This window comes from Aeromicrobium flavum (genome assembly GCF_007992115.1).
Lineage (GTDB): Bacteria > Actinomycetota > Actinomycetes > Propionibacteriales > Nocardioidaceae > Aeromicrobium > Aeromicrobium flavum.
Genome location: NZ_BJZQ01000001.1, coordinates 98,974 through 121,624, shown reverse-complemented (window position 1 = coordinate 121,624; position 22,651 = coordinate 98,974). Strand labels below are relative to the sequence as shown.

Annotated in this window: 22 protein-coding genes; 3 read left to right on the top strand and 19 right to left on the bottom strand. The window is 71.6% G+C overall.

The features are described from left to right. Positions 1–42 precede the first annotated feature (42 nt). Positions 43–867, bottom strand: coding sequence for an ABC transporter permease (locus AFL01nite_RS00625; RefSeq protein ID WP_146825158.1), 825 nt, complete (start codon positions 865–867; stop codon positions 43–45). Then, a complete protein-coding gene (locus AFL01nite_RS00620) occupies positions 864–1,829 on the bottom strand; it encodes an ATP-binding cassette domain-containing protein (RefSeq protein WP_146825157.1) in 966 nt (321 codons plus the stop codon). Before AFL01nite_RS00620 ends, AFL01nite_RS00625 begins: the two co-directional genes overlap by 4 nt. A 143-nt stretch (positions 1,830–1,972) precedes the next feature. Here AFL01nite_RS00620 and AFL01nite_RS00615 point away from each other — a divergent pair, with 143 nt between their 5' ends. Next, entirely contained in the window at positions 1,973–3,142 is a 1,170-nt protein-coding gene (locus AFL01nite_RS00615; RefSeq protein WP_146825156.1) for a hypothetical protein, read from the top strand. A 9-nt stretch (positions 3,143–3,151) separates the two neighbouring features. Here the strand turns inward: AFL01nite_RS00615 and AFL01nite_RS00610 are convergent, their stop codons facing one another. The 5 genes from AFL01nite_RS00610 to AFL01nite_RS00590 form a co-directional block, all read right to left on the bottom strand. After that, positions 3,152–4,375 carry a pyridoxal phosphate-dependent aminotransferase gene (locus AFL01nite_RS00610; RefSeq protein ID WP_146825155.1) on the bottom strand — a complete coding sequence of 408 codons (1,224 nt, stop codon included), beginning with the start codon at positions 4,373–4,375 and terminating at the stop codon, positions 3,152–3,154. Between the two features lie 70 nt (positions 4,376–4,445). Further along, on the bottom strand, positions 4,446–5,411 hold the full coding sequence (locus AFL01nite_RS00605; RefSeq protein ID WP_146825154.1) for a DUF559 domain-containing protein: 966 nt from the start codon (positions 5,409–5,411) through the stop codon (positions 4,446–4,448). A 130-nt stretch (positions 5,412–5,541) separates the two neighbouring features. Next, positions 5,542–6,483, bottom strand: coding sequence for an RluA family pseudouridine synthase (locus tag AFL01nite_RS00600; RefSeq protein ID WP_146825153.1), 942 nt, complete (start codon positions 6,481–6,483; stop codon positions 5,542–5,544). Further along, positions 6,480–7,001: a signal peptidase II gene (gene lspA / locus AFL01nite_RS00595; protein WP_246119531.1), complete on the bottom strand. Its 522-nt coding sequence runs from the start codon at positions 6,999–7,001 to the stop codon at positions 6,480–6,482. The genes AFL01nite_RS00600 and lspA overlap by 4 nt, the downstream gene beginning before the upstream one ends. 5 nt (positions 7,002–7,006) lie before the next feature. After that, positions 7,007–7,408 (bottom strand): TraR/DksA family transcriptional regulator, encoded by a 402-nt coding sequence (locus AFL01nite_RS00590; RefSeq protein WP_146825152.1) that lies wholly within the window; start codon positions 7,406–7,408, stop codon positions 7,007–7,009. A 133-nt stretch (positions 7,409–7,541) separates the two neighbouring features. On the opposite strand from AFL01nite_RS00590, the gene ileS reads away from it, so the two are divergent. Then, on the top strand, positions 7,542–10,661 hold the full coding sequence (gene ileS, locus AFL01nite_RS00585; RefSeq protein ID WP_281285722.1) for an isoleucine--tRNA ligase: 3,120 nt from the start codon (positions 7,542–7,544) through the stop codon (positions 10,659–10,661). Positions 10,662–10,748: 87 nt separating this feature from the next. Here ileS and AFL01nite_RS00580 read toward each other — a convergent pair whose 3' ends face one another. The 10 genes from AFL01nite_RS00580 to ftsW form a co-directional block, all read right to left on the bottom strand. Further along, the gene (locus AFL01nite_RS00580) at positions 10,749–11,471 is read right to left on the bottom strand and encodes a DivIVA domain-containing protein (protein ID WP_146825150.1); all 723 of its coding nucleotides are present in this window, start codon (positions 11,469–11,471) and stop codon (positions 10,749–10,751) included. Positions 11,472–11,593: 122 nt separating this feature from the next. Continuing rightward, complete coding sequence (locus AFL01nite_RS00575) at positions 11,594–11,881, bottom strand: YggT family protein (protein WP_146825149.1); 288 nt, start codon at positions 11,879–11,881, stop codon at positions 11,594–11,596. A 6-nt stretch (positions 11,882–11,887) separates the two neighbouring features. After that, positions 11,888–12,343 carry a cell division protein SepF gene (locus tag AFL01nite_RS00570; protein ID WP_371862802.1) on the bottom strand — a complete coding sequence of 152 codons (456 nt, stop codon included), beginning with the start codon at positions 12,341–12,343 and terminating at the stop codon, positions 11,888–11,890. 57 nt (positions 12,344–12,400) lie between these two features. Beyond that, positions 12,401–13,105, bottom strand: a complete 705-nt coding sequence (locus AFL01nite_RS00565) for a YggS family pyridoxal phosphate-dependent enzyme (RefSeq protein ID WP_146825147.1) — start codon at positions 13,103–13,105, stop codon at positions 12,401–12,403. After that, entirely contained in the window at positions 13,092–13,805 is a 714-nt protein-coding gene (locus AFL01nite_RS00560) for a purine nucleoside phosphorylase YfiH/LACC1 family protein (protein WP_146825146.1), read from the bottom strand. Before AFL01nite_RS00560 ends, AFL01nite_RS00565 begins: the two co-directional genes overlap by 14 nt. A gap of 2 nt (positions 13,806–13,807) precedes the next feature. Then, positions 13,808–14,959 carry a cell division protein FtsZ gene (gene ftsZ / locus AFL01nite_RS00555; protein WP_146825145.1) on the bottom strand — a complete coding sequence of 384 codons (1,152 nt, stop codon included), beginning with the start codon at positions 14,957–14,959 and terminating at the stop codon, positions 13,808–13,810. A 148-nt stretch (positions 14,960–15,107) separates the two neighbouring features. Next, positions 15,108–15,818 (bottom strand): cell division protein FtsQ/DivIB, encoded by a 711-nt coding sequence (locus AFL01nite_RS00550; RefSeq protein WP_146825144.1) that lies wholly within the window; start codon positions 15,816–15,818, stop codon positions 15,108–15,110. Further along, positions 15,815–17,212, bottom strand: a complete 1,398-nt coding sequence (gene murC, locus AFL01nite_RS00545) for a UDP-N-acetylmuramate--L-alanine ligase (protein ID WP_146825143.1) — start codon at positions 17,210–17,212, stop codon at positions 15,815–15,817. The genes AFL01nite_RS00550 and murC overlap by 4 nt, the downstream gene beginning before the upstream one ends. Further along, a complete protein-coding gene (murG, locus tag AFL01nite_RS00540) occupies positions 17,209–18,288 on the bottom strand; it encodes an undecaprenyldiphospho-muramoylpentapeptide beta-N-acetylglucosaminyltransferase (RefSeq protein ID WP_146825142.1) in 1,080 nt (359 codons plus the stop codon). The genes murC and murG overlap by 4 nt, the downstream gene beginning before the upstream one ends. Before the next feature lie 2 nt (positions 18,289–18,290). After that, complete coding sequence (gene ftsW / locus AFL01nite_RS00535) at positions 18,291–19,508, bottom strand: putative lipid II flippase FtsW (RefSeq protein ID WP_146825141.1); 1,218 nt, start codon at positions 19,506–19,508, stop codon at positions 18,291–18,293. A gap of 151 nt (positions 19,509–19,659) precedes the next feature. Between ftsW and AFL01nite_RS00530 the strand changes: the two genes are divergently transcribed. Beyond that, positions 19,660–20,112 (top strand): hypothetical protein, encoded by a 453-nt coding sequence (locus AFL01nite_RS00530; protein ID WP_146825140.1) that lies wholly within the window; start codon positions 19,660–19,662, stop codon positions 20,110–20,112. Positions 20,113–20,121: 9 nt separating this feature from the next. On the opposite strand, the gene murD is transcribed toward AFL01nite_RS00530, so the two are convergent. Together murD and mraY are read right to left on the bottom strand one after the other, a co-directional pair. Beyond that, complete coding sequence (gene murD, locus AFL01nite_RS00525) at positions 20,122–21,570, bottom strand: UDP-N-acetylmuramoyl-L-alanine--D-glutamate ligase (RefSeq protein ID WP_146825139.1); 1,449 nt, start codon at positions 21,568–21,570, stop codon at positions 20,122–20,124. After that, positions 21,560–22,627, bottom strand: a complete 1,068-nt coding sequence (gene mraY / locus AFL01nite_RS00520) for a phospho-N-acetylmuramoyl-pentapeptide-transferase (RefSeq protein ID WP_146825138.1) — start codon at positions 22,625–22,627, stop codon at positions 21,560–21,562. The genes murD and mraY overlap by 11 nt, the downstream gene beginning before the upstream one ends. Positions 22,628–22,651: the final 24 nt, after the last annotated feature.

Below are 22,651 nucleotides of genomic sequence, written 5' to 3'. Positions count from 1 at the left end.
CCGTGTGGTCGGCACGCCCGGGCCGGAGTCCCTCCCCGTGCGCTACTTGCTGCTGGCCCGCTGGTAGGCCCGCACGGACAGCGGCACGAAGACCGCCAGGATGATCACGATCCAGATCAGCGTGTAGATCACCGGGTGCTGCAGGCTCCAGACGTCGGGAGCCGGGGTGCCGTCGGGGACGTTGCCGAACAGGTCGCGCACCGCCTGGGTGACCGCCGAGACCGGGTTCCACTCGACGAAGCGCTGCAGGAAGCTCGGGAACGACTCGGTGGGCACGAAGGCGTTCGAGACGAACGTCAGCGGCATGATCACCATGAACGACGCGTTGTTGATGACGTCGACGCTGGGCACCATGAGCCCGACCCACGCCATGATCCAGCTGACCGCGTAGGCGAAGACCAGCAGCAGCGCGAACGCTCCGAGCATCTTGGGGATGCCGTGGTGCGCACGCCACCCGACCAGCAGGCCGGTGAGGGCCATGATGATCAGGGACAGCACGTTGTAGACCACGTCGGCGCCGGTGCGCCCGATGAGCACGGCCGAGCGCGCCATCGGCAGCGAGCGGAACCGGTCGATGAAGCCCTTCTGCATGTCCTCGGCCATCGCCGCGCCCGAGAACGTGGCGCCGAACACGACCGTCTGGGCGAAGATGCCGCCGATCAGGAACTCCTTGTAGTCCAGCCCCGGTCCGGCGTCGATCGCCCCGCCGAACACGTACGCGAACAGCAGCACGAACATGATCGGCGAGAGCAGGACGAACACCATGATCTCGGGGACGCGCTTGATCTTGATGAGGTTGCGCTTGGCGCACACCCATCCGTCGCTGAGCACCCGCATCGGGGCGCTGCGCTCGGTCGTGGCGATCATCGGGCCACCTCCTGGTTCGCTTCGTCCTCGGCCTCGTGCCCGGTCAGGGACAGGAACACGTCGTCGAGCGTGGGTCGGCGCAGGCCGATGTCGAGCACGTCGATGCCGGCGGCACGCACGTTGCCGAGCACCTGCATGAGGTCGTCGGCGCCCGAGCCGCTGACGGCGGCCGAGAGGGATCGGTCGTTCACGCTGACCTCGCCCTTGGCGACCTCGGCCATGAACTCACGGACGCGGGGCGCGTGGGCGGGGTCGACCACCACGGCCTCGATCCGCTCGCCGCCGACCTGGGCCTTGAGCTGGTCGGCCGTGCCCTCGGCGATGGCCGTGCCGCGGTCGATCACGATGATGTTGTCGGCCAGCAGGTCGGCCTCCTCGAGGTACTGCGTGGTCAGCAGCACCGTCGCCCCCGAGGCGACGAGGTCGGAGATGACTTCCCACATCTGCTGGCGACTGCGCGGGTCGAGCCCGGTGGTGGGCTCGTCGAGCACGATCACGGGCGGCTCGGCCACGAGCGCACCCGCGAGGTCGAGTCGGCGCCGCATGCCGCCGGAGTACGTCTTCGACGGCCGGTCGGCCGCGTCGGAGAGCCCGAACCGCTCGAGCAGCTCGCGCGCGCGGGCGCCGGCGTCCTTGGCCCGCATGCCGTAGAGCCGCCCGACCATCTCGAGGTTCTCGTAGCCGGTGAGGTACTCGTCCACCGCCGCGTACTGCCCCGACAGGCCGATGCGTCTGCGCACCCCGTCGGGGTCCTTGAGGACGTCGACGCCGGCCACCGTGGCCTGCCCCTCGTCCGGTGCCAACAAGGTCGTGAGGATGCGGACCGCCGTGGTCTTTCCCGCACCATTGGGCCCGAGCAGTCCCAGGACGGTGCCCTCGGGCACCGTCAGGTCGAGGCCGCCGAGGGCCACGACGTCGCCATAGCGCTTGACCAGTCCGGTCGCGCGGATCATGTCGCTCATCCCTCGATCATGGGGCAGGGCACCGACAGAAATAAGTCCCTGCGGGCGACGAACCGGCCGCCGGACGGGATCGGTGCTGCCGAGCACGGCGCATCGGTGGTAGGAAGGTGCCAGCAAAATCCGAGGCTCGGGGGGAAGACGACATGGCCGTTGACGTGCAGCTGGTGACCAGGTTCCATCCGGACGCGATCCAGGTGCCGGGCGATCCCGACCGGTTGCGCACCGCCGCCGACCGCCTCCAGGACCTCGTCTCCGAGATCACCGACGTCAGCAAGCGGCTGCGGCAGGCGGACGCGCCGAAGGAGACCCGGGGCCCCACGGTGCGGGCGATGTCGCGGGTCGCGGGCACGCTGGGGCAGGTCCTCGAGGCCGACTCCCAGCAGCTGTCCGACCTCTCCGAGCTGGTCCGCCGCCAGGCCGACCTGCTCACCGACGCGCACGGCACGCTGGAGGAGACGCGTCGGCGGTGGCGCCAGGCGCGGCAGGAGCTGCGCACCGAGATCGACGCGATCAACGAGGCGGCCGAGCGGGCCGAGCGCGAGCGCGCCGAGCGCCGGGCCGAGCGCGAACGCGAGCGCGAGCGCCGTCGGGCCGAGCGCGAGCGCGACGGCAAGCGCGGCCACGACGACCGGGACGACCGCGACCACCACGACGGCGACGGCCACGACGAGCGTCGCGACATCGAGCCCCCGACCGAGGCCGGCCAGCTGATCAAGGCCATGGACCAGCAGGTCCTGGACCAGTTCGAGGGTCCTCTGCGCCGCCTGGCGGGCCTGGAGTTCACCGACCGGCACGGCGCGGTGGCGATGATGATGAACGGCAGGGTCGAGCAGGCCGCCGACCGCTACCGCCAGAGCGTCCACGCCATCATCGAGGACCTCGTCGAGGCGATGCGCCAGGTCAACCGTGTGGACAACCAGCTCGTCGAGAAGCTCCCCCGCCACGAGAAGACCCTCCTCGCGTCGGCCGCTCCGATCACCAGTGGTGATGCCGCCCCCGACCCACTGCGACTCTCGCGACCCGACGACATCGCCACGGTCGGTGAGGAGCTGCAGGAGTGCGCCCGCGCCCTCAACGAGGCCGGCCAGCGGCTGCCCGACATCCGGCTGTCGATCCGTGCGGGCCGCATGACACCCGAGGACGAGGTCCAGGGCAGCATGAACGGCTTCCAGCGCACCTGGAACCAGCACTTCGAGGAGATCCGCGAGGACCTCCACCACGCCCGCAAGGCGAGCTCGGAGATCGCCACCCAGCTTCGCGAGCTGGACGAGCGCGGGGCCCGGGAGGTGCGGCGGACGTTCCGGGCCGAGTGAGCCGCGGGGTCAGGCCTGGCGGTAGGTGCTGAGGAAGTTGCCCATCCGCTGGATGGCCTCGGCGAGGTCGCGCGACCACGGCAGGGTCACGATGCGCAGGTGGTCCGGATCGGGCCAGTTGAAGCCCGTGCCCTGCGTCAGCAGGATCTTCTCGCTCATCAGCAGGTCCAGCACGAGCTGCTGGTCGTCCTTGATGGGGTGCACCTCGGGATCGAGTCGCGGAAACGCGTAGAGCGCGCCTCGCGGCGCCACGACGCTGACCCCGGGGATCTTCCGCAGCTCGTTGACGGCGGTGTCGCGCTGCTCGAGCAGGCGTCCGCCCGGCAGGATGAGCTCCTTGATCGACTGGTAGCCGCCGAGCGCCACCTGGATCGCGTTCTGGGCCGGCACGTTGGGGCACAGTCGCATCGAGGCCAGCAGGGTGATGCCCTCGAGGTAGTCCTGGGCCCGCTCGAGCGGACCGGTCACGACCAGCCAGCCGGCGCGGTAGCCGCACACCCGGTAGGCCTTGGACAGGCCGTTGAAGGTCAGGGTCAGCACGTCCGGCGCGATGGTGGCCAACGGGATGTGCACGGCGTCGTCGTAGAGGATCTTGTCGTAGATCTCGTCGGACATGAGGACCAGGTCGTGCTTGCGCGCGAGGTCGGCGATCGCCGTCAGCGTCTCGCGGCTGTAGACCGCGCCGGTGGGGTTGTTCGGGTTGATGACGACGATGACCTTGGTGCGGTCGGTGATCTTCGACTCGAGGTCCTCGAGGTTCGGGTTCCAGTCGTTGTCCTCGTCGCACAGGTAGTGCACGGGGCGGCCGCCGGCGAGGTTCGTGACCGCGGTCCACAGCGGGTAGTCCGGCGCGGGGATCAGCACCTCGTCGCCGTTGTCGAGCAGCGCCTGCAGCGCCACCTGGATCAGCTCGCTGACGCCGTTGCCGAGCCAGACGTCGTCGATGTCGAGGGCCGGGAAGCCCTCCTGCAGCTGGTAGTGGTGCACGACGGCACGGCGCGCGGACTGGATGCCGCGGGAGTCGGAGTAGCCCTGCGCGGTCGGCAGTCCGGCGATGACGTCCTGCAGGATCTCGGCCGGTGCGTCGAACCCGAACGGCTGCGGGTTGCCGATGTTGAGCTTGAGGATCCGGTGTCCCTCGGCCTCCAGTTGGGCGGCTCGCGCGCTGACGGGGCCGCGGATGTCGTACAGGACATCCCTCAACTTCTCCGACTGGCGCACGACAGGGCTCATGCGCCCATGGTGCCAGAGCGCTGACAGTGACGTTTCCGGGGTCGACACGCCGGTTCCAACCCCGGAAACGTCACTGCCAGCGCTTCCCCGGCGCCCACGAGGCGAACCATGCCGGCTGCTCGAGCGTCCAGTCGCGACGCCGGGACATGCGGGCGTCGCGCTGACCGAGCCGGAGGCGCCGCACGAGGCCCGGGACGTCGCGATGGTCGAGTGCCGTCACCCGGACCACGACGAGCCCCGCTCGCTCGAACCTCTCCTCCCGGACGTTGTCGTCGGTGTGCTGGGTGGCCTCGCGATGCTGGGTGCCGTCGGTCTCGACCACCAGCCCGGTCTGCCGGTCGAGGAGGTCTGCGACGCCGAGCAGGGTCCCGGCGCGGTCGAACACGGGGGCGTTGACGAGCAACCCCGTGAGGTCCGCGTCGAGCTCGGCCACCAGCCGCGTGCGAGTCTCGAGGACGCTCGCGCTGCGCTCGGACCCGAGCACCAATGCCCGCTTGGCCCGGACGATGCCACGCGTCTTGCGGTGCGAGTCGATGACCTGCTGCAACGCCTGCAGCGACGTGCGTGCCGTGCCCCGGACACGGCTGACTGCCGTGTCCAGGGCGACCACGGCGGCACGCACCGAGGGCGCGAGACGCATCTCGTCATACGTGGCGCGGGCCAGCGTCGTCACGGGAACGCCTGCGAGCTCGGTGACCTCGTGGTCCCAGACCCGCGACCGGCATGGCTCCACCGCCTCGCGGCGCCGCAGCTGGGTCCCGGCCGCGCAGTGCACGAGCGCCGGACGCGGGACGTCGCCGCCGCCGTCGAACCCCTCGTTCCCCTGGAGGCGGAGCGAGGCCCAGCCACCGAGGACGCAGCCGTCGGTCATCAGCGCGACCGCGTCAGCGACGCGTCCGTCTGCAGCCGCCACGGCCATGCCGGCCGGCCGCCACAGCCCGTGAGCCCGCTGCTCCCACCCCGGACCGCGCAGCTCGTCCGGGGTCGCACGGCTGCTCAGGGCCGCGGTTCTCGAGGTCGCGAAGATCGGCTCCATGACCGGCAAGCGTGGCCCGCCCACCGGCTGGCTGATCGCCTGTCCACACCCGAATCGCTGAGCGTGACGTTTCCGGGGTCGTCACCGGCGTGTCGACCCCGCAAACGTCACTGCCAGCGCTTCCCGCAGGTCAGTCGAGGTCGCGGATGAGGTCGAGGGCGTGCTGGAGGTCGGCGGGGTACGGCGACTCGTACTCGACGGGCTCGCCCGAGCCCGGGTGGATGAAGCCCAGCCGGACGGCGTGCAGCCACTGCCGCTCGAGGCCGACGCGCTTGGCCAGGACCGGATCGGCCCCGTAGAGCGGGTCGCCGACGCACGGGTGCTTGATGGCGGCCATGTGCACGCGGATCTGGTGCGTGCGGCCCGTCTCGAGCTTGATGTCGAGCAGGGAGGCGAACCGGTGCGCCTCGAGCGTGTCGTAGTGCGTGACGCTGGCGCGGCCGTCGGCGCGCACCGTGAACTTGAAGTCGTGCTTGGGGTGCCGGGCGATCGGCGCGTCGATCGTGCCGGTGTGCGGATCGGGGTGGCCCTGCACGAGCGCGTGGTAGGTCTTGTCGACCGTCCGGTCGCGGAACGCCTGCTTGAGCACGGTGTACGCCCGCTCGGACTTCGCCACGACCATCAGGCCGCTGGTGCCGACGTCGAGGCGCTGCACGATGCCCTGGCGCTCGGGGGCGCCGCTGGTGGAGATCCGCACGCCCACGCCGGCCAGGTGGCCCGAGACGGTCGGACCGGTCCAGCCCACCCCCGGGTGGGCCGCGACGCCGACCGGCTTGTCGACGACGACGATCTCGTCGTCCTCGTGCACGATCGACATGCCGTCGACCTCGGTGGCCACCACGACGGCCTGCCGCGGCGCGGGGATGGTGGCCTCCAGCAGCGCGCCGAGCTCGACTCGCTCGGACTTGATCGGGCGGGCGCCGTCGAGCAGCACCAGCCCGTCGGCGACGAGGTCGCCGGCGCGGGTGCGCGACACCCCGAACAGCCGGGCCAAGGCGATGTCGACCCGCTCGCCGGCCAGCGCCTCCGGGATGTGGACGGTGCGGACCTCGGTGGGGTCGTCGGTGGTCACGATGGTTCTCTCGTTCCGTCGAAGCGGTGACCGCGCCACGAGCGCCAGATGATGACGACCGCCGCCACGGTGAGGGCGATGTCGGCCACGTTTCCGACGAAGAACCCGGCGTAGTCGATGAAGTCGACGACGTGACCACGCAGGAAGGACGGTTCGCGGAAGAGCCGGTCTGTCAGGTTACCGACCGCTCCCCCGAGGAAGAGCCCCAGCCCCACCGCCCACCACGTGTCGCGCAGTCGCGGGGCGATGACGATCAAGGTGACGGTGACCGCGACGGCGATCAGGCTGAGCACGATCGTGTAGCCGGCGCCGGTGCCGAGCGCGGCCCCGGGGTTGAGCACGAACCGCAGCTGCAGCAGGTCGCCGAGGACCTCGATCGGGTCGTGCCCGTCGAGCCGCTCGACCGCCCACCACTTGGTGAGCTGGTCGATGACGACGACGGCCGTCGCCACGAGGGCGAACAGACCGACCCGGCGGCGGCCGACGGGGCCGGCGGACGGGTCCGTGGACGGGGTCACGGCGGTCAGCGACGCTCCTCGCGGCGCTTGCAGTCCATGCACAGCGTGGCCCGCGGGAACGCCGTCAGGCGCATCTTGCCGATCGGCTCGCCGCACTGCTCGCACACGCCGTAGGTGCCGTCGTCGAGGCGGCCGAGCGCCTTCTCGGTCTGGAGCAGCAGCTCGCGCTGGTTGGCGGCGAGCGAGAGCTCGGCGTCGCGCTCGAGGCTGTTGGAGCCGACGTCGGCCTGGTCGTTGCCCGCGCCGTCGACACCCCCGGCCAGAATGTCCTGCAGATCCTTGGCGGAGTCGACGAGCTCGGCCTTGAGCCGGACGAGGTCGGAGATGAGCTCCTCGCGCACGGCGGCGGCCTCGGCGTCGGTCCAGGGGGTCTCGTCCGCGCGAACGGCCAACGTGGTCTTGGGCATGCCCGGGACAGTAGACCGACCACGGGGCCGGTGCAAGTCGCCCCACCGTAGAATCGGCCGGGTGAGTCAGGACGCCCCGAACGCCCCCGCAGCGCAGCCTGCGACCGCCCTCTCCGGCACTGCCGGGGAACCGCTGCGCTACCGCCCGGTACCCGCCCATGTCGACCTGCCGGCCATGGAGCGCGAGATCCTCGATCTCTGGTCCGAGCGGGGCACCTTCGCGGCCAGCCTCGACACCCCGGCGGACGCGCCGCGCTGGACGTTCTACGAGGGTCCGCCCACCGCCAACGGCGTGCCGGGCACCCACCACGTCGAGGCGCGCGTCTTCAAGGACGTCTTCCCGCGCTTCAAGACGATGCAGGGCTACCACGTCGAGCGCAAGGCCGGCTGGGACTGCCACGGCCTGCCCGTCGAGATCGCGGTCGAGAAGGAGCTGGGCTTCAACGGCAAGCCCGACATCGAGGCCTACGGCATCGCGGAGTTCAACGCGAAGTGCCGCGAGTCCGTGCTGCGCAACGTCGACGTCTTCGAGGACATGACCGAGCGGATGGGCTACTGGACCGACATGGCCCACCCCTACCGCACGATGGACGCCTCCTACGTCGAGAGCGTCTGGTGGGCGCTGTCGCAGATCCACGGCAAGGGCCTGCTGGTCGAGGACTACCGCGTCGCGCCCTACTGCCCGCGCTGCGGCACGACCCTGTCCGACCACGAGCTGGCGCAGGGCTACGAGACCGTCGTCGACCCGTCGGTCTACGTCCGGTTCCCGCTGACGTCCGGTCCGTGGGAGGGCACCGACCTGCTGGTCTGGACCACGACCCCGTGGACCCTCGTGTCCAACACGGCCGTCGCCGTCCACCCCGACGTCGCGTACGTCGTCGCCTCGAACGGCGCCGACCGCGTCGTCGTCGCCGAGCCGCTGGTCGCCACCGCCCTCGGTGAGGACTGGAAGGTCGTCGAGACCGTCACCGGCCGCGACATGGAGCGCTGGACCTACCGCCGCCCCTTCGACCTCGTCGAGATCCCCGACGCGCACTTCGTCGTCCTGGGCGACTACGTCACCACCGACGACGGCACCGGCCTGGTGCACCAGTCCCCCGCCTTCGGCGCCGACGACATGGCGGTCTGCAAGGCGTACGGGCTGCCCGTCGTCAACCCGATCACGACCGACGGCCACTTCGAGGCCGACGTCGACCTCGTCGGGGGTGCCTTCTTCAAGGAGGCCGACCCGACCCTCGTGGCCGACCTCGACGCCCGCGGCCTGCTGTTCCGCAAGCTTGACTACGAGCACAGCTACCCGCACTGCTGGCGCTGCCACACGCCGCTGATGTACTTCGCCCTGCCCGCCTGGTACATCCGCACCACGGCGCGCAAGGACGAGCTGCTGGCCCAGAACGAGCAGACGAACTGGTACCCCGAGACGATCAAGCACGGCCGCTACGGCGACTGGCTCGAGAACAACATCGACTGGTCGCTGTCGCGCAACCGGTTCTGGGGCACTCCCCTGCCGATCTGGCGCAACGACGCCGACCCGTCGAAGGTCGTCTGCGTCGAGTCGCTGGCCCACCTCTCGGAGCTGACGGGCACCGACCAGTCGGGGCTCGACCCGCACCGGCCGTTCATCGACGACGTCACCTTCACGGTCGAGGGCGAGCCGGGCACCTACCGGCGCGTGCCCGAGGTCATCGACGCCTGGTTCGACTCCGGCTCGATGCCCTTCGCGCAGTGGGGCTACCCCCACGTCGAGGGCTCGAAGGAGAAGTTCGAGCGGGCCTACCCGGCGCAGTACATCTGCGAGGCCATCGACCAGACCCGCGGCTGGTTCTACTCGCTCATGGCCGTCGGCACGCTCGTGTTCGACGAGTCGAGCTACGAGAACGTCGTCTGCCTGGGCCACATCCTGGCCGAGGACGGCCGCAAGATGAGCAAGCACCTGGGCAACATCCTGCTGCCCATGCCCCTCATGGACGAGCACGGCGCCGACGCGCTGCGCTGGTTCATGGCCGCCTCCGGCTCGCCGTGGTCCGCCCGGCGCATCGGCCACAACGCGCTGACCGAGATCGTGCGCAAGGTGCTGCTGACGTACTGGAACACCGTCGCGTTCCACGTCCTCTACGCCCGGGCCGCCGACTGGAGCCCCGCCGAGAGCACCGTCCCGCCGCCGGCCGAGCGTGCCGTGCTCGACCGCTGGCTGCTGTCCAAGACCCAGGACCTCGTCCGCGAGGTCACCGCAGCGCTCGAGGACTTCGACACCCAGCGTGCCGGCGCCGTCCTGGCGACCTTCGTCGACGAGCTCTCCAACTGGTACGTCCGCCGCTCGCGCAAGCGCTTCTGGCGCGGCGACGCGGCGGCCCTGGCGACCCTGCACGAGGTGCTCGACGTCGTCACGCGCCTCATGGCGCCGCTCGTGCCGTTCGTCACCGAGCGCGTGTGGCAGGACGTCATCGTGCCGGTCACGCCCGACGCGGCGTCGTCGGTGCACCTGGCCACCTGGCCCGAGGTCGACGAGTCGCTCCTGGTCGAGGGGCTGGCCCAGCGGGTCAGCCTCGCCCGGCGCGTCACCGAGCTCGGCCGGGCCGCCCGCGCCGAGGCCAAGGTGCGCACGCGCCAGCCGCTGCGCCGCGCCCTGATCGGCTCGGCCCACTACGACAACCTCGGCGACGCGCTGCGGGCCGAGGTGTGCGAGGAGCTCAACATCCTCGAGCTCGGCTCGCTCGCCGACGCCGGCGCCGACCTGGTGGAGTACTCGGCCAAGGCCAACTTCCGCCAGCTCGGCAAGCGCCACGGCAAGCAGACCCCGGTCGTCGCGCAGGCGATCGCCGCGGCCCACGCCGCCGACCTCGCCACGCAGCTCGAGTCCGGAACCGCCACGGTCACGGGCGACGGCGGCGCGTCGTGGCAGGTCGAGGCGGACGACGTCATCATCACCGAGCGCCCGCGCGAGGGCTGGTCGGTCGTCAACGAGCAGGGCGAGACCGTCGCGCTCGATCTCGCGATCGACGACGAACTGCGCCGGGCAGGCCTGGCTCGCGAGGCCGTCCGGGTGATCCAGGAGGCCCGCAAGGCCGCCGGCCTGGAGATCACCGACCGCATCGTGCTGACGTGGGCCGCCGAGGGCGAGACGGCCGACGCGCTGCGCGAGCACGGCGCCAGCATCGCCGACGAGGTGCTCGCGGTGTCGTTCGAGGCCGGGTCCGGCGGAGACGTCCGCGACGAGGACCTCGGCCTGGCGGTCAGCCTCAGCAAGGCCTGAGCGCCTCCCGCGCACGAACAACGGCGCCCCACCCCGCAAGGGGTGGGGCGCCGTCTTCTACGACTCGTTACGCGACGGGCGCGTGGGTCACTCGGACCCGCCGTCGAGCGCCGTGCCCTGCTTCGGGGCGACCGGGGCGCTGCCCTCCAGCTGGGCCAGCTGGTCCTGGAAGTACGCCTTCAGGCGGGCGCGGTACTCGCGCTCGTAGGCACGCAGGTGATCGATCTCGGCCTGCAGCTCCTGACGCTCACGCTCGAGGTCGGAGATGACCTCCTTGCGGCGCTGCTCGGTCTCGATGTCCAGCTGCTCGGCGCGCTTGCGCGACTCGTACTGCAGGGTGTCGGCGTTGCGACGGGCCTCCGAGGAGAGCTGCTCGGCCTCGACCCGGGCCTCGCCGATGATGGAGTCGGCCTCCTCCTTCGCCGCATCCATGAGCTGGTCGGCGTTGGCGGACGCGATCTCGAGCAGGCGCGCGGCGGCGGTGGACGCCTCGGCGGTCGAGGTGACACGCAGCTCCTGCGGAGCGGCGGGCGCCGGAGCCGGGGTCGGCTCGGGGGCCTTGACCGGCTCGGGCTCCTTGACGGGCTCGGGGGCGGCGGCGACCGGCGCGGGCTGGGCCTTCGAGGCCTGCTCGACGGCGGCCTCCAGCTCGGCGACCTTGGCCTTCAGCTCGGAGTTCTCGTTGACGAGGCGCTCGAACTCGACCTCGACCTCATCGAGGAACTGCTCGACCTCGCCCATGTCGTATCCGTCGCGCAAGCGCACGGCGGTGAACTGCTTGTCGCGAATGTCCTGGGGCGTGAGCGCCATCTGGTCACCTCTGCGTGTGGAGTCGTATGTGTCTGTGTGAAAAAGCTTCGGGGCCGACGTCAACGGTACCGCTTCATCTTAAGCACCGGGCAGTGGGATGGTGCCCAAGTCTCAACGATCACTCAAAAGATGACCAGCACCAGCGATTGGGCGATGAACAACAGGAGCAACAGCACCATCGCCGAGACGTCGAGCATGACGCCGCCCAGACGCACGGACGGGATGACCTTGCGCAGCGCGCGCAGCGGCGGATCCGTCACCGAGAAGATGACCTCGCACAGGACCGCGACGAACCCGCGCGGGTGCCACTGGCGGGCCAGCAACTGGACCCAGTCCACGACGAACCTGGCGATCACGAAGATGATCGCCAGGTAGATCAGGTTGTAGAGAATGGTGCCGATCGGCGACACGGGACCTCAGCTCTGGTTGTAGAAGCCGCCGGCGGCGAGCTGGGCACGGTCCTCGTCCGACACCTGCACGCCCTCGGGCGAGAGCAGGAACACCTTGGCCGTGATGCGGTTGATCGTGCCGTGGACGGCGAACACCAGGCCGGCGGCGAAGTCGACGAGACGCTTGGCGTCGTCGTCGCCGATGTCGGACAGGTTCATGATCACCGGCACCCCGGAGCGGAACGACTCGCCGATGGTGCGGGCGTCGTTGTAGGTGCGCGGGGTGACGGTCTCGATGCGGGCGAGGTCGGCGACCGACATGCCCGGCTGACGCCGCTCGTCGAGGGCCGTGACGGTGCGGGGCGCGACCTGCTGCGGGGCAGCCTGACGGACCGCCGGCGCGGGACGTGCCGGGGCCTGCTGTTCGTACTCGAGGGCGTCGTCGTACTCGGCCTGTTCGACGAGCCCGAGGTACTCGCCCATCCTCCGCATTGCGCCAGCCATGCTCACTCCCGATCTTCGGTCTTGACGTTGTTGAGACTACTGCAGTACAGGGCGCTGCCCGAGCACCGAGCGACCCACGCGAACGTGTGTCGCGCCGTGCGCGATCGCGACCTCGAAGTCCTCGCTCATCCCGGCCGAGATCGTCGTCGCCGACGGCACGGTGCGGGTGAGCTCGGCGCTGATCTCGCGCAGGTGCGCGAAGCTTGGAGCGGGGTCCTGCCCCAGGGGCGCGACGGTCATCACGCCGCCCAGCTCGAGGTGCGGGCACTCGCGCACCAGGACGTCGGCCAGGGCCTGGACGTCCTGCGGCGGCACGCCTGCACGGCCGGGGTCGGTCGTGTCGAAGTCGACCTGGATGAGGCAGCGCACGGTACGCCCGGCCGCCTCGGTGCCGCGGTCGAGCGCACGGGCCAACTTGGGGCGGTCGACGCTGTGCACCACGTCGGCGTAGCGCGTGACGGCGCCGGCCTTGTTGGTCTGCAGGCCGCCGACGAAGTGCCAGCGCAGGTCGACCCCGGCCGCGGCCAGCTCGCGCTGCTTGTCGCCGGCCTCGGGGTGGCGGTTCTCGCCGACGTCGGTGACGCCGAGCTCGGCCAGGATCGCGACGTCGGACGCCGGCCAGGTCTTGGTGACCACGACGAGGGTGACCTCGTCGGGCGACCGGCCGTGCTGCACGCAGGCCTGCGCCACGCGCTGCTGCACGGCGGCGAGATTCTGGGCCAGCTCGTCACGGCGCTCCATGGTCGCCACCCTCCCCCAGTACGACGGCGGCGCCGAAGCGACCGGCCGCCTCGCCCTGCCGACGATGGGACCAGAAGGTGTCGTCCTCGATCGTGCAGCCGCCGAGGTCGTGGACGACCACGTCGGCGCGGCGCAGCTGGGCGACGACCCCGGCCCCGATGTCGAGTCCGGGCGTGCCGCGGCGCGTGGTGGACCTGGCGGCCGGCTCGGCCGCGCCCACCTCGTCGGCCATCGACTGGGGCACCTCGTAGCAGGCGCCGCAGGCGCGAGGGCCGACCCAGGCCTCGAGTCGCTCGGCGCCGCGCGACCGCAGCGCGTCGACCGCCGCTGTCACGACCCCGGATGCCATCCCGACCCGGCCGGCGTGCACGACGGCGGCCAGCGGGCGGTCGGGGGCGACGACCACGACCGGGGTGCAGTCGGCGACGCGGACGATCGCCACGACTCCCGGGCGGTCGACAACGAGGGCGTCGGCCTCAGGCGTCGGGCCGTCAGGGTCGGCGACCGCCACGGACGCGCCATGCACCTGGCGCATCAGCGACGGTCGCCCACCCAGGGCCGCGCCGAGGACGTCGATCCCCTCGGGACGCGACCCGTCGGCCACCGGACCGCGGCCGAGATCGGTCCGGGCGTCGGTGAAGCCGAACCGCGCGACACCCAGGTCGGCCCGGAACCAGAACGGCGCGGGGGTGTCGTCCACGGTCAGCGCAGGAAGTCCGGGATGTCGAGGCCGTCGCCGAACTCCTGGCCGGCGGGCTGGCTGACCGGGACGGGCTCGGACACCACGCGCTGCTCGGCCGGGCGCTCGCTCTGACGCTGCGGCGCGGGGGCGGACTCACGGGCCGCCGGCGCCGCCTGCTGCTGCTCACGGCTGCGCAGCGCCGGCTGAGCCGTGTCGCGCTGCTTGGGCTCACCGCCGTCGAAGCCGGCGGCGATGACGGTGATGCGCACCTCGTCGCCGAGCGAGTCGTCGATGACCGTGCCGAAGATGATCTTGGCGTCGTCGTGGACGGCCTCCTGCACCAGCTCGGCGGCCTCGTTGATCTCGAACAGGCCGAGGTCGGAGCCACCGGCGATCGACAGCAGCACGCCGCGCGCGCCCTCGATGGACGCCTCGAGCAGCGGGCTGGAGACGGCCAGCTCGGCGGCCGTGGCGGCGCGGTGCTCGCCGCGCGCCGAGCCGATGCCCATGAGGGCCGAGCCGGCGTCGCTCATGATCGACTTGACGTCGGCGAAGTCGACGTTGATCAGGCCGGGCGTGGTGATGAGCTCGGAGATGCCCGAGACGCCCTGGTAGAGCACCTGGTCGGCCTGGCGGAAGGCGTCGAGCAGGCTGATGCTCTGGTCGCTGATCGAGAGCAGTCGGTCGTTCGGGATGACGATGAGGGTGTCGACCTCCTCGCGCAGCCGCTGGACGCCCACGTCGGCCTGCGCCGCGCGGTTGCGTCCCTCGAACTTGAACGGGCGCGTCACGACGCCGATCGTCAGGGCGCCGAGCGACCGGGCGATCCGGGCCACGACGGGCGCGCCGCCGGTGCCGGTGCCGCCGCCCTCGCCCGCGGTGACGAAGACCATGTCGGCGCCCTTGATGGCGGCCTCGATCTCCTCCGCGTGGTCCTCAGCGGCCTTCATGCCGATCTCCGGGTCGGCGCCGGCGCCGAGTCCGCGCGTGGAGTCGCGGCCCACGTCGAGCTTCACGTCCGCATCGGTCATGAGCAAGGCCTGGGCGTCGGTGTTGATCGCGATGAACTCCACACCCTTGAGCCCGGCCTCGATCATGCGGTTGACGGCGTTGACACCGCCACCGCCGATGCCGACGACCTTGATCACCGCAAGGTAGTTCTGGACCGCCATGTCGTTCCCCTTCAAGCTTAACCCTCAAGTCGAGGCTTATAGTTATGTCAACCTCGTCGATGTCTTGACAGTAGGTGGGGACGCCGGGCGATCGGTGATGACACGCCGTGTCGCGGGTGTGTTGTTCGTCGGATTCTCCGACGCCGCGTCACTTCAGCGTGGTGGGGCGCTCGGGGGCGCTGACGTCGTAGCCGCTGGCCTTGATCTGCAGCAGCGGACCGAGGACGGCGAGCTTGGCGCGCGCATCCTCCGCACTCCCCCACACGACGGTGCGGCCCTTCGTGAGGGCCAGCTCGATGGAGTCGCGCGTCTCGGCGGTGATGGTGTTCGTGTCCCCCAGCAGCGCGCGGTCGCCGTCGGCGATGTCGGCCGCCACCCGGGCCGTGGCGGCCACGACCCGGCGGTCGTCGGCGTCGACGTCCAGCAGCGGCAGGTGCGAGGGCTTGCGGTTCAGCGGCCGGTACACGACACCGGAGGGGTCCACCGCCCACGGCGTACCCGAGCGGTCGACCCAGGCGACGGCGCTGCGCTCGGTGACGCTGATGCGCACGGTGTGCGGGAAGTCGCGGTCGATCCGCACCGACTCGACGGGCGGCAGCTCGCGCAGCGCCTCGGCCGTGGTCTCGGTGTCGAGCCGCAGCAGCGGCGTGCCCAGCGGGACGTCGGCGACCCGCACGACGCGCTCGGCCGGCAGGTGCTCGGTGCCGGTCACGTCGACGCCCCGGATCTCGAACAGGCTCGAGAACCAGACCGCCCAGGCGCCGGCGAGGACGAGGACGACCGCCGCGGCCACGGCGGCGATCCGCCAGCGCCGGCGGCGTCGCTGCTGGCGCAGCTTCTCGGTGAAGCGATCGCTCATCGAGCGCTCGCCCGCAGCAGGTCCAGCAGCGCCGGACCCACGGTCGTGACGTCACCGGCCCCCAGCGTCAGCACGAGGTCGCCGGGCTGCAGCAGCGGAGCGACGAACGCCGGCACGTCCGCGACCGGTCCCCCGGCGAGCGCGTGGTCGCCGGCGGCCTCCACCACGAGGGCCGAGGTCACGTCGGGGTCGGCCTGCTCGCGGGCGAGGTACAGGTCGGCCACGACGACCAGGTCGGCGGCGGCCAGCTCCTCGCCCATCCGGGCGCCGAACAGGCGGGTGCGGCTGACCAGGTGCGGCTGGAAGACGACGACCAGACGGTCGTCGCCGGCCAGGGCACGCGCGGCGGCCAGGTCGGCGGCGATCTCGGTCGGATGGTGCGCATAGGAGTCGACGACGCGCACGCCGCCTGCCTCGCCCTTGGGCTCCATCCGGCGCGACGCGCCGGTGTACGCGGCCAGGCCGTTTACCAGACCGGCGGGGTCGTGACCCAGCTCGATGCCGATCGCGAGGGCGAGCAGCGCGTCGGCGGCGTAGTGCCGCCCGGGCACCGCCAGGACGACCTCGGTGGGCGGCAGGCCGGCCGCCGTCACCGTGAAGCGCGTCGAGGAGCCCTCGACGACCACGTCCGTGCCCCGGACGTCGGCGTCGGGGGCGAAGCCGGCGGTGACCAGGCGCGCGGCCGTGCCGGCCTCGACGAGGCGGCGGCAGCCCGCGTCGTCGGCGGACACCGCGACGACCTCGTCCACCGTCGCGGCGAAGTCGGCGAACGCCTGCTCGTACGCCTCGACCGTGCCCCAGGTGTCGAGGTGGTCGGCGTCGATGTTCGTGATGACCGCGGCGTGCGGCCGGTAGTGCAGGAACGCCCCGTCGCTCTCGTCGGACTCGACGACGAACTCCGGGCCGGCGCCGCGACGGGCGTTGGTGCCCAGACCGGCCACCTCGGCGCCGATCGCGAAGGACGGGTCGGCACCGGCGCCACGGAGCGCGAACGTCAGCATCGCGGTGGTGGTCGTCTTGCCGTGCGTGCCGGCCACCGCCACGCGGCGGTCGTGCAGCATCGTCGACATGAGGGCGGCGGACCGCGGCCACAGGCGCAGGCCCCGCCGCAGCGCCTCGACGACCTCGGGGTTGTCCTGCGGCACGGCGGTCGACGCCACGACCGTGTCGCGATCGGCCACCCGTGCGCCGTCGTGGCCGACGTGGCAGGTGACGCCCGCGGCCCGCAAGCGTGCCAGGACGGCGGAGTCCTTGCCGTCGCTGCCGACGACGTCGATCCCGGCCTCGTGCATGAGCAGCGCGATCGCCGAGAGCCCGGCGCCGCCGATGCCGATGAAGTGCACGCGGCCGAGCTGGTCGGCGGGCAGGACCTCGTCGGGGACGTCGATCCTCATCGCCGCTCCTCCCCCGCCCGGTGGACCATCGCCGCCAGCAGCTCGGCGGCGTCGCGCCGGACGATGCCGGAGGCCGCCTGCGACATGCGCTCGAGGCGCTCGGGCGAGGTCACGAGCGACCGCACCGCGCTGTCGACCCAGGCCGGCGTGAAGGCGGCGTCCTCGATGAGCAGCGCACCGCCGGCGCCGACGACGGGATGGGCGTTGAGCGCCTGCTCTCCGTTGCCGATCGGCAGCGGCACGAACACGGCCGGCAGTCCGACGGAGGCCACCTCGGTGACGGTGTTGGCGCCCGACCGGCAGACGACGAGGTCGGCGGCGGCGTACGCCAGGTCGATCCGGTCGATGTACTGCTCGACGACGTAGGGCGGGTCGCCGGCGCGGCGCTGGAGCGTGACCTCGTCGGGACGTCCCGCGGCGTGCAGCACCTGGACGCCTGCGTCGGCGAGGTCGCGGGAGGCGGCCGCCATCGTGGTGTTGATCCGGCGCGCGCCCTGCGAGCCCCCGGTGACGAGGATCGTCGGGCGTTCGGGGTCGAGGCCGAAGTGGGCCCGGCCCTGCGCCCGCATCGCCGCACGGTCGAGGTCGGCGATCTGGCGGCGGATCGGCAGGCCGACGTAGGTGGCCCCGCGCAGGGGCGTGTCGGGGAAGCTCGTGGCGACGTGCCTCGTCAACCGGGCGCCGAGCTTGTTCGCGATGCCCGGCAGGGCGTTGCCCTCGTGCACGACGAGGGGCACCTTGCGGCGGCGCGCCGCCAGGTAGGCCGGCACCGAGACGTACCCGCCGAAGCCGACGACGACGTCGGGGCGGAACCGGTCGATGACCTCGACCGTGGCCGCGACGGACCGGCGCAGGTTGCGCGGCAGGCGCACGAGGTCGGCGTTGGGACGCCGCGGCAGGGGCACGGGCGGCACGAGCTCGAGGGCGTAGCCGGCCTGCGGGATCAGCGTGACCTCGAGGCCCTTCGGCGTGCCGAGGCAGACGACCTCGTCGCCGGCGTCGGCCAGGACCGCCGCCGTCGCGAGCAGCGGAGAGGTGTGGCCGGCGGTACCACCACCGGCGAGCAGGACCCGCACGGTCAGCGACCCGCCTTGCGCTTCGTGCGCGCCTTGGCACGGCGCGAGGTGGCCAGGGCGCGGGAGGCACCCGGTTCGGTGGTGGCGCAGTTGGCGAGCAGGCCGAGCGCGGCGAGAGTGGCGAGCATGCTGGAACCACCGTACGAGATGAGCGGCAGCGGCACGCCGATGACCGGCAGCAGGCCGAGCACCATGCCGATGTTGATGACCGCCTGCGTGGTGATCCAGATGGTGATGCCGGCGGCCAGGTAGCGCGCGAAGCGGTCGCGGCTGCGATGCGCGATGCGGAAGCCGGTGTAGGCCAGCAGACCGAACAGGGCGAGCACGACGAGGCTGCCGGCCAGGCCCAGCTCCTCGCCGATGACGGCGAGGATGAAGTCGGTGTGGGCCTCGGGCAGCGCGCCCCACTTCTGTCGGCTGCTGCCGAGGCCGAGGCCCCAGAACCCGCCGCGGGCGAAGCCCATCATCGCCTTGATCGCCTGGTAGCCCGACTTCTCGGGGTCGGCCATCGGGTTGAGGAAGCTCATGAAGCGGTCGACGCGGTGCTGGGCCGTGGCGACGAAGAACAGCAGCAGGACGACCAGGCCGGCGCCGAAGCCGAGCATCGGCTTGAGCGGCAGGCCGGCCACCCACAGCAGTCCGGCGATGATCGCGAACATGATGACGGCGGTGCCGAGGTCCTTCTGGAACACGACCAGCGCCGAGACCGCGCCGGCGATCGGCACCACCGGCGTGATGACGTACCGCGGGGTGCCGAGGTGGCGGTGGCGGCGCGTGTAGAGGTCGGCGATCCACAGGCAGATCGCGAGCTTCGCGAACTCCGACGGCTGCAGGTTGAAGCCGGCGAACAGCGGGATCCAGTTGCGGTTGCCGTTGATCTCCATGCCCAGGGGCGTGAAGGTCAGGCCGATGAGCATGACCACGGCGACCAGCGCCGGACGCGCGAGCTGGCGGACTCGCTCGAGCGGGATGCGCATCGCGATGACCATCGCGAGGAGGCCGACCACGGCGAAGATCCCCTGGCGCAGGAAGATCTCGAAGGAGTTGCCGTAGACCCGCAGGGCCAGCACCGAGCTGGCGCTGAGCACCATGATGAGGCCCAGGCCGAGCAGCAGCCCGGTCGTGCCCAGCACGAGCTGGTACGACGCGAGCGGACGCTCGAGCATGGTCCGCACGGTCTCGAGCGTGCTCGACGACCGCCGAGAAGCGGTGGTACTCATGGCGTTCCTTCGGGGAAGAGAAGAGAAACTTCGACAAGTGTGACCCGTGGGGCGCCACGCAGCGTGGACCTGCCACGCGTGTCGCCGCAGGACCCGGGTCACGCCCGCGCACGCTCTGGTCAGCGCCCTGGCGGCGGCGTAGCGTGGAGCGATGGGCCTCGACGCGGGTTTCCCCGCGGCACGCATCAGCGATCCGGCCGACCACGTCCCGATCTGGTCCGGACGACGGGTCATCGGTCACCTCGGCCCTGCGGACAGCTTCCACTCGGCCGCGACCAACGTCACGTGCCGCATCTCCCGGCGCAACGGCTCCTGGTACAAGCTCTGGAATCCGGCCGGCTGGGACCCGACGGCGACGTCGGCCTACGTCTCGACGGCGCGCACGTTCCTGCTGAACGAGGACGCCCCGCACCCGATGCACGACTGCGTGGACAACACCGACTCCCCCGGGCCGCCCTGGTGGCGCGACCTGGTGATCGCCACGTCGGTCACGGGCGGGGCCGTGGTCGCGGCGATCGCCGCACGACGGTTCCTGCGCGAACGCCTTCCCCGACCGCCGTTCCCCGATCCTCAGCCGTTCGACGACGCCGGCCGCGGGACCTAGCGCCCTCGGTCAGGAGCGACGCTGGACGGCCGCCGCGAAGGCGTCACCGCGGTGCGCGTAGTCGCGGAACTGGTCCATCGACGCGGCCGCGGGAGCCAGCAGCACCGTGTCGTCGGCACGGGCGAGCCGCGCGGCGGCGACGACCACCGCGTCCATGAGGACGTCGGCGTCGTCCGCGTCGACGACCTCGACCGGGACGTCGGGCGCGTGCTCGGCCAGGGCGGCGGCGATCAGGTCGCGGTCGGCGCCGATCAGCACGGCGCCGGCGAGCCGCTCGCGCACGTCGCGGACGAGGTCGCCGTAGGCGGCGCCCTTCGCCAGTCCGCCCGCGATCCACACCACGCGCTCGAAGGCGAGCAGCGAGGCGCGGGCGGCGTGCGGGTTGGTGGCCTTGGAGTCGTCGACCCAGCGGACGCCACCGGACTCGGCGACGGTGCTGATGCGGTGCGGCCCGAGCCGGAAGGCACGGAGCCCGTCGCGGACCGCGGCGGCCGGCACCCCGTGGGCCCGGGCCAGCGCGGCGGCCGCCAAGGCGTTCTGGACGTTGTGCGGCGACGCGTTGTCGAGGTCGGCCAGTGCGGCTAGCTCGGCGGCGCTGGTGGCGCGGTTGCCGACGAACGCACGGTCGACGAGCAGGTCGTCGACGATCCCGACCATGCCGGGCTCGGGGATGCCCAGGGTGAAGCCGATCGCCCGGGCGCCCTCGACCACGTCGGCCTCCTCGACCAGGCGCATCGTGGCGTCGTCGGCCACGTTGTAGACGCACGCCAGCTGGGCGCGCTCGTAGACCTTGCCCTTGGCGGCGGCGTAGGCGTCGGCCCCGCCGTGCCAGTCGTAGTGGTCGGGCGCGAGGTTGAGCACGGCCGCCGCCTGCGCCGACATCGACTGGGTCCAGTGCAGCTGGAAGCTCGAGAGCTCGACGGCCAGCACGTCGCGACCGGCCGGGTCCATGACGGCCTCGAGGATCGGCGTGCCGACGTTGCCCACCGCCTGGGCGCGCAGCCCGGCGGCCTGCAGGATCGACTCGAGCATCTGCACCGTGGTGGTCTTGCCGTTGGTGCCCGTGACGGCGAGCCACGGAGCGGCGTCGGGGCCGCGCAGGCGCCAGGCCAGCTCGACCTCGCCCCAGACGGGGATCCCCCGCGCGGCGGCCTCGGCCAGCAGCGGCGCGGTCGGTCGCCAGCCCGGCGACGTGACGACGAGGTCGACGTCCTGCGGCAGGGCGGCCGTGGAGCCCGGACCGAGGCGCACGTCGGCGCCGAGCACCTCCAGCAGGTGGGCCTGCTCGGCACGGTGCGCGTCGCCCTCGGACTCATCGAGCACGACGACGTCGGCACCGAGGTGGTTCAGGGTGTCGGCGGCGGCGAAGCCGCTGACCCCGAAGCCCGCCACGACGGCGCGGACGCCGTCCCAGGCCGACTCGCGCCCGAGCGTGGTGACGTCGCGGTCAGAAGGCACCGACGACCCACTCCCAGTAGAAGAGGCCGATGCCCGAGACGACGCAGATGCCGCTGATGATCCAGAAGCGGACCACGATCGTGATCTCGGCCCAGCCCTTGAGCTCGAAGTGGTGTTGCAGCGGAGCCATCCGGAAGATCCGCCTGCCCCCGCTGAGCTTGAAGTACCCGACCTGCAGGATCACCGAGAACGTGATGATGACGAACAGGCCGCCCAGGGCCACGAGCAGCAGCTCCGTGCGGGTCATGAGCGCGAACCCGGCCATGAGTCCTCCGAGGGACAGCGAGCCGGTGTCACCCATGAAGATCTTGGCCGGCGAGGCGTTCCACCACAGGAAGCCGAAGCATGCCCCGGTCACCGCCGACGCGACCACGGCGAGGTCGAGGGGGTCGCGGACCTCGTAGCACTTGGGGCCGGGGTCGGCCAGGAAGCAGCTCTGGTTCGACTGCCACACGTTGATCAGGACGTACGCGCCGAACACCATCACCGAGGCGCCCGTGGCGAGGCCGTCGAGGCCGTCGGTGAGGTTCACGCCGTTGCTGGTGCCGGCGATCATCAGCAGCACCCAGATCAGCAGCAGGAACGTGGGCAGCTCCCACGGCAGGTCGCGGGTGAACGAGATGTTGTGCGTGATCGGGGTCTGGCCGTTGCCGTCCTCCCAGCCGATGGCCAGGACGGCGAAGACCAGGCCCACGAGGATCTGGCCGACCATCTTGGCCTTGCTGCGCAGGCCGAGGCTGCGCTGCTTGGCGACCTTGATCCAGTCGTCGAGGAAGCCGATGACACCCAGGCCGACGAACAGGAAGAGCAGCAGCAGCGCCGACGCGCTGGGCTCGTAGCCGGTGAAGAGCTTGGCGATCGCGTAGCCGAGCAGCGTCGAGACGATGATGACGAGGCCGCCCATCGTGGGCGTGCCGCGCTTGACGTGGTGCGACGTGGGACCGTCGTCACGGATCAGCTGCCCGTAGCCCTTCTTGACGAGGACGGAGATCGCGAATCGGGTGCCGACGAGCGTTCCGACGAGCCCGACGACCCCCGCGATCAATACGGCCAGCATCGCTTCCGTTCGTTCCTTCCGTAC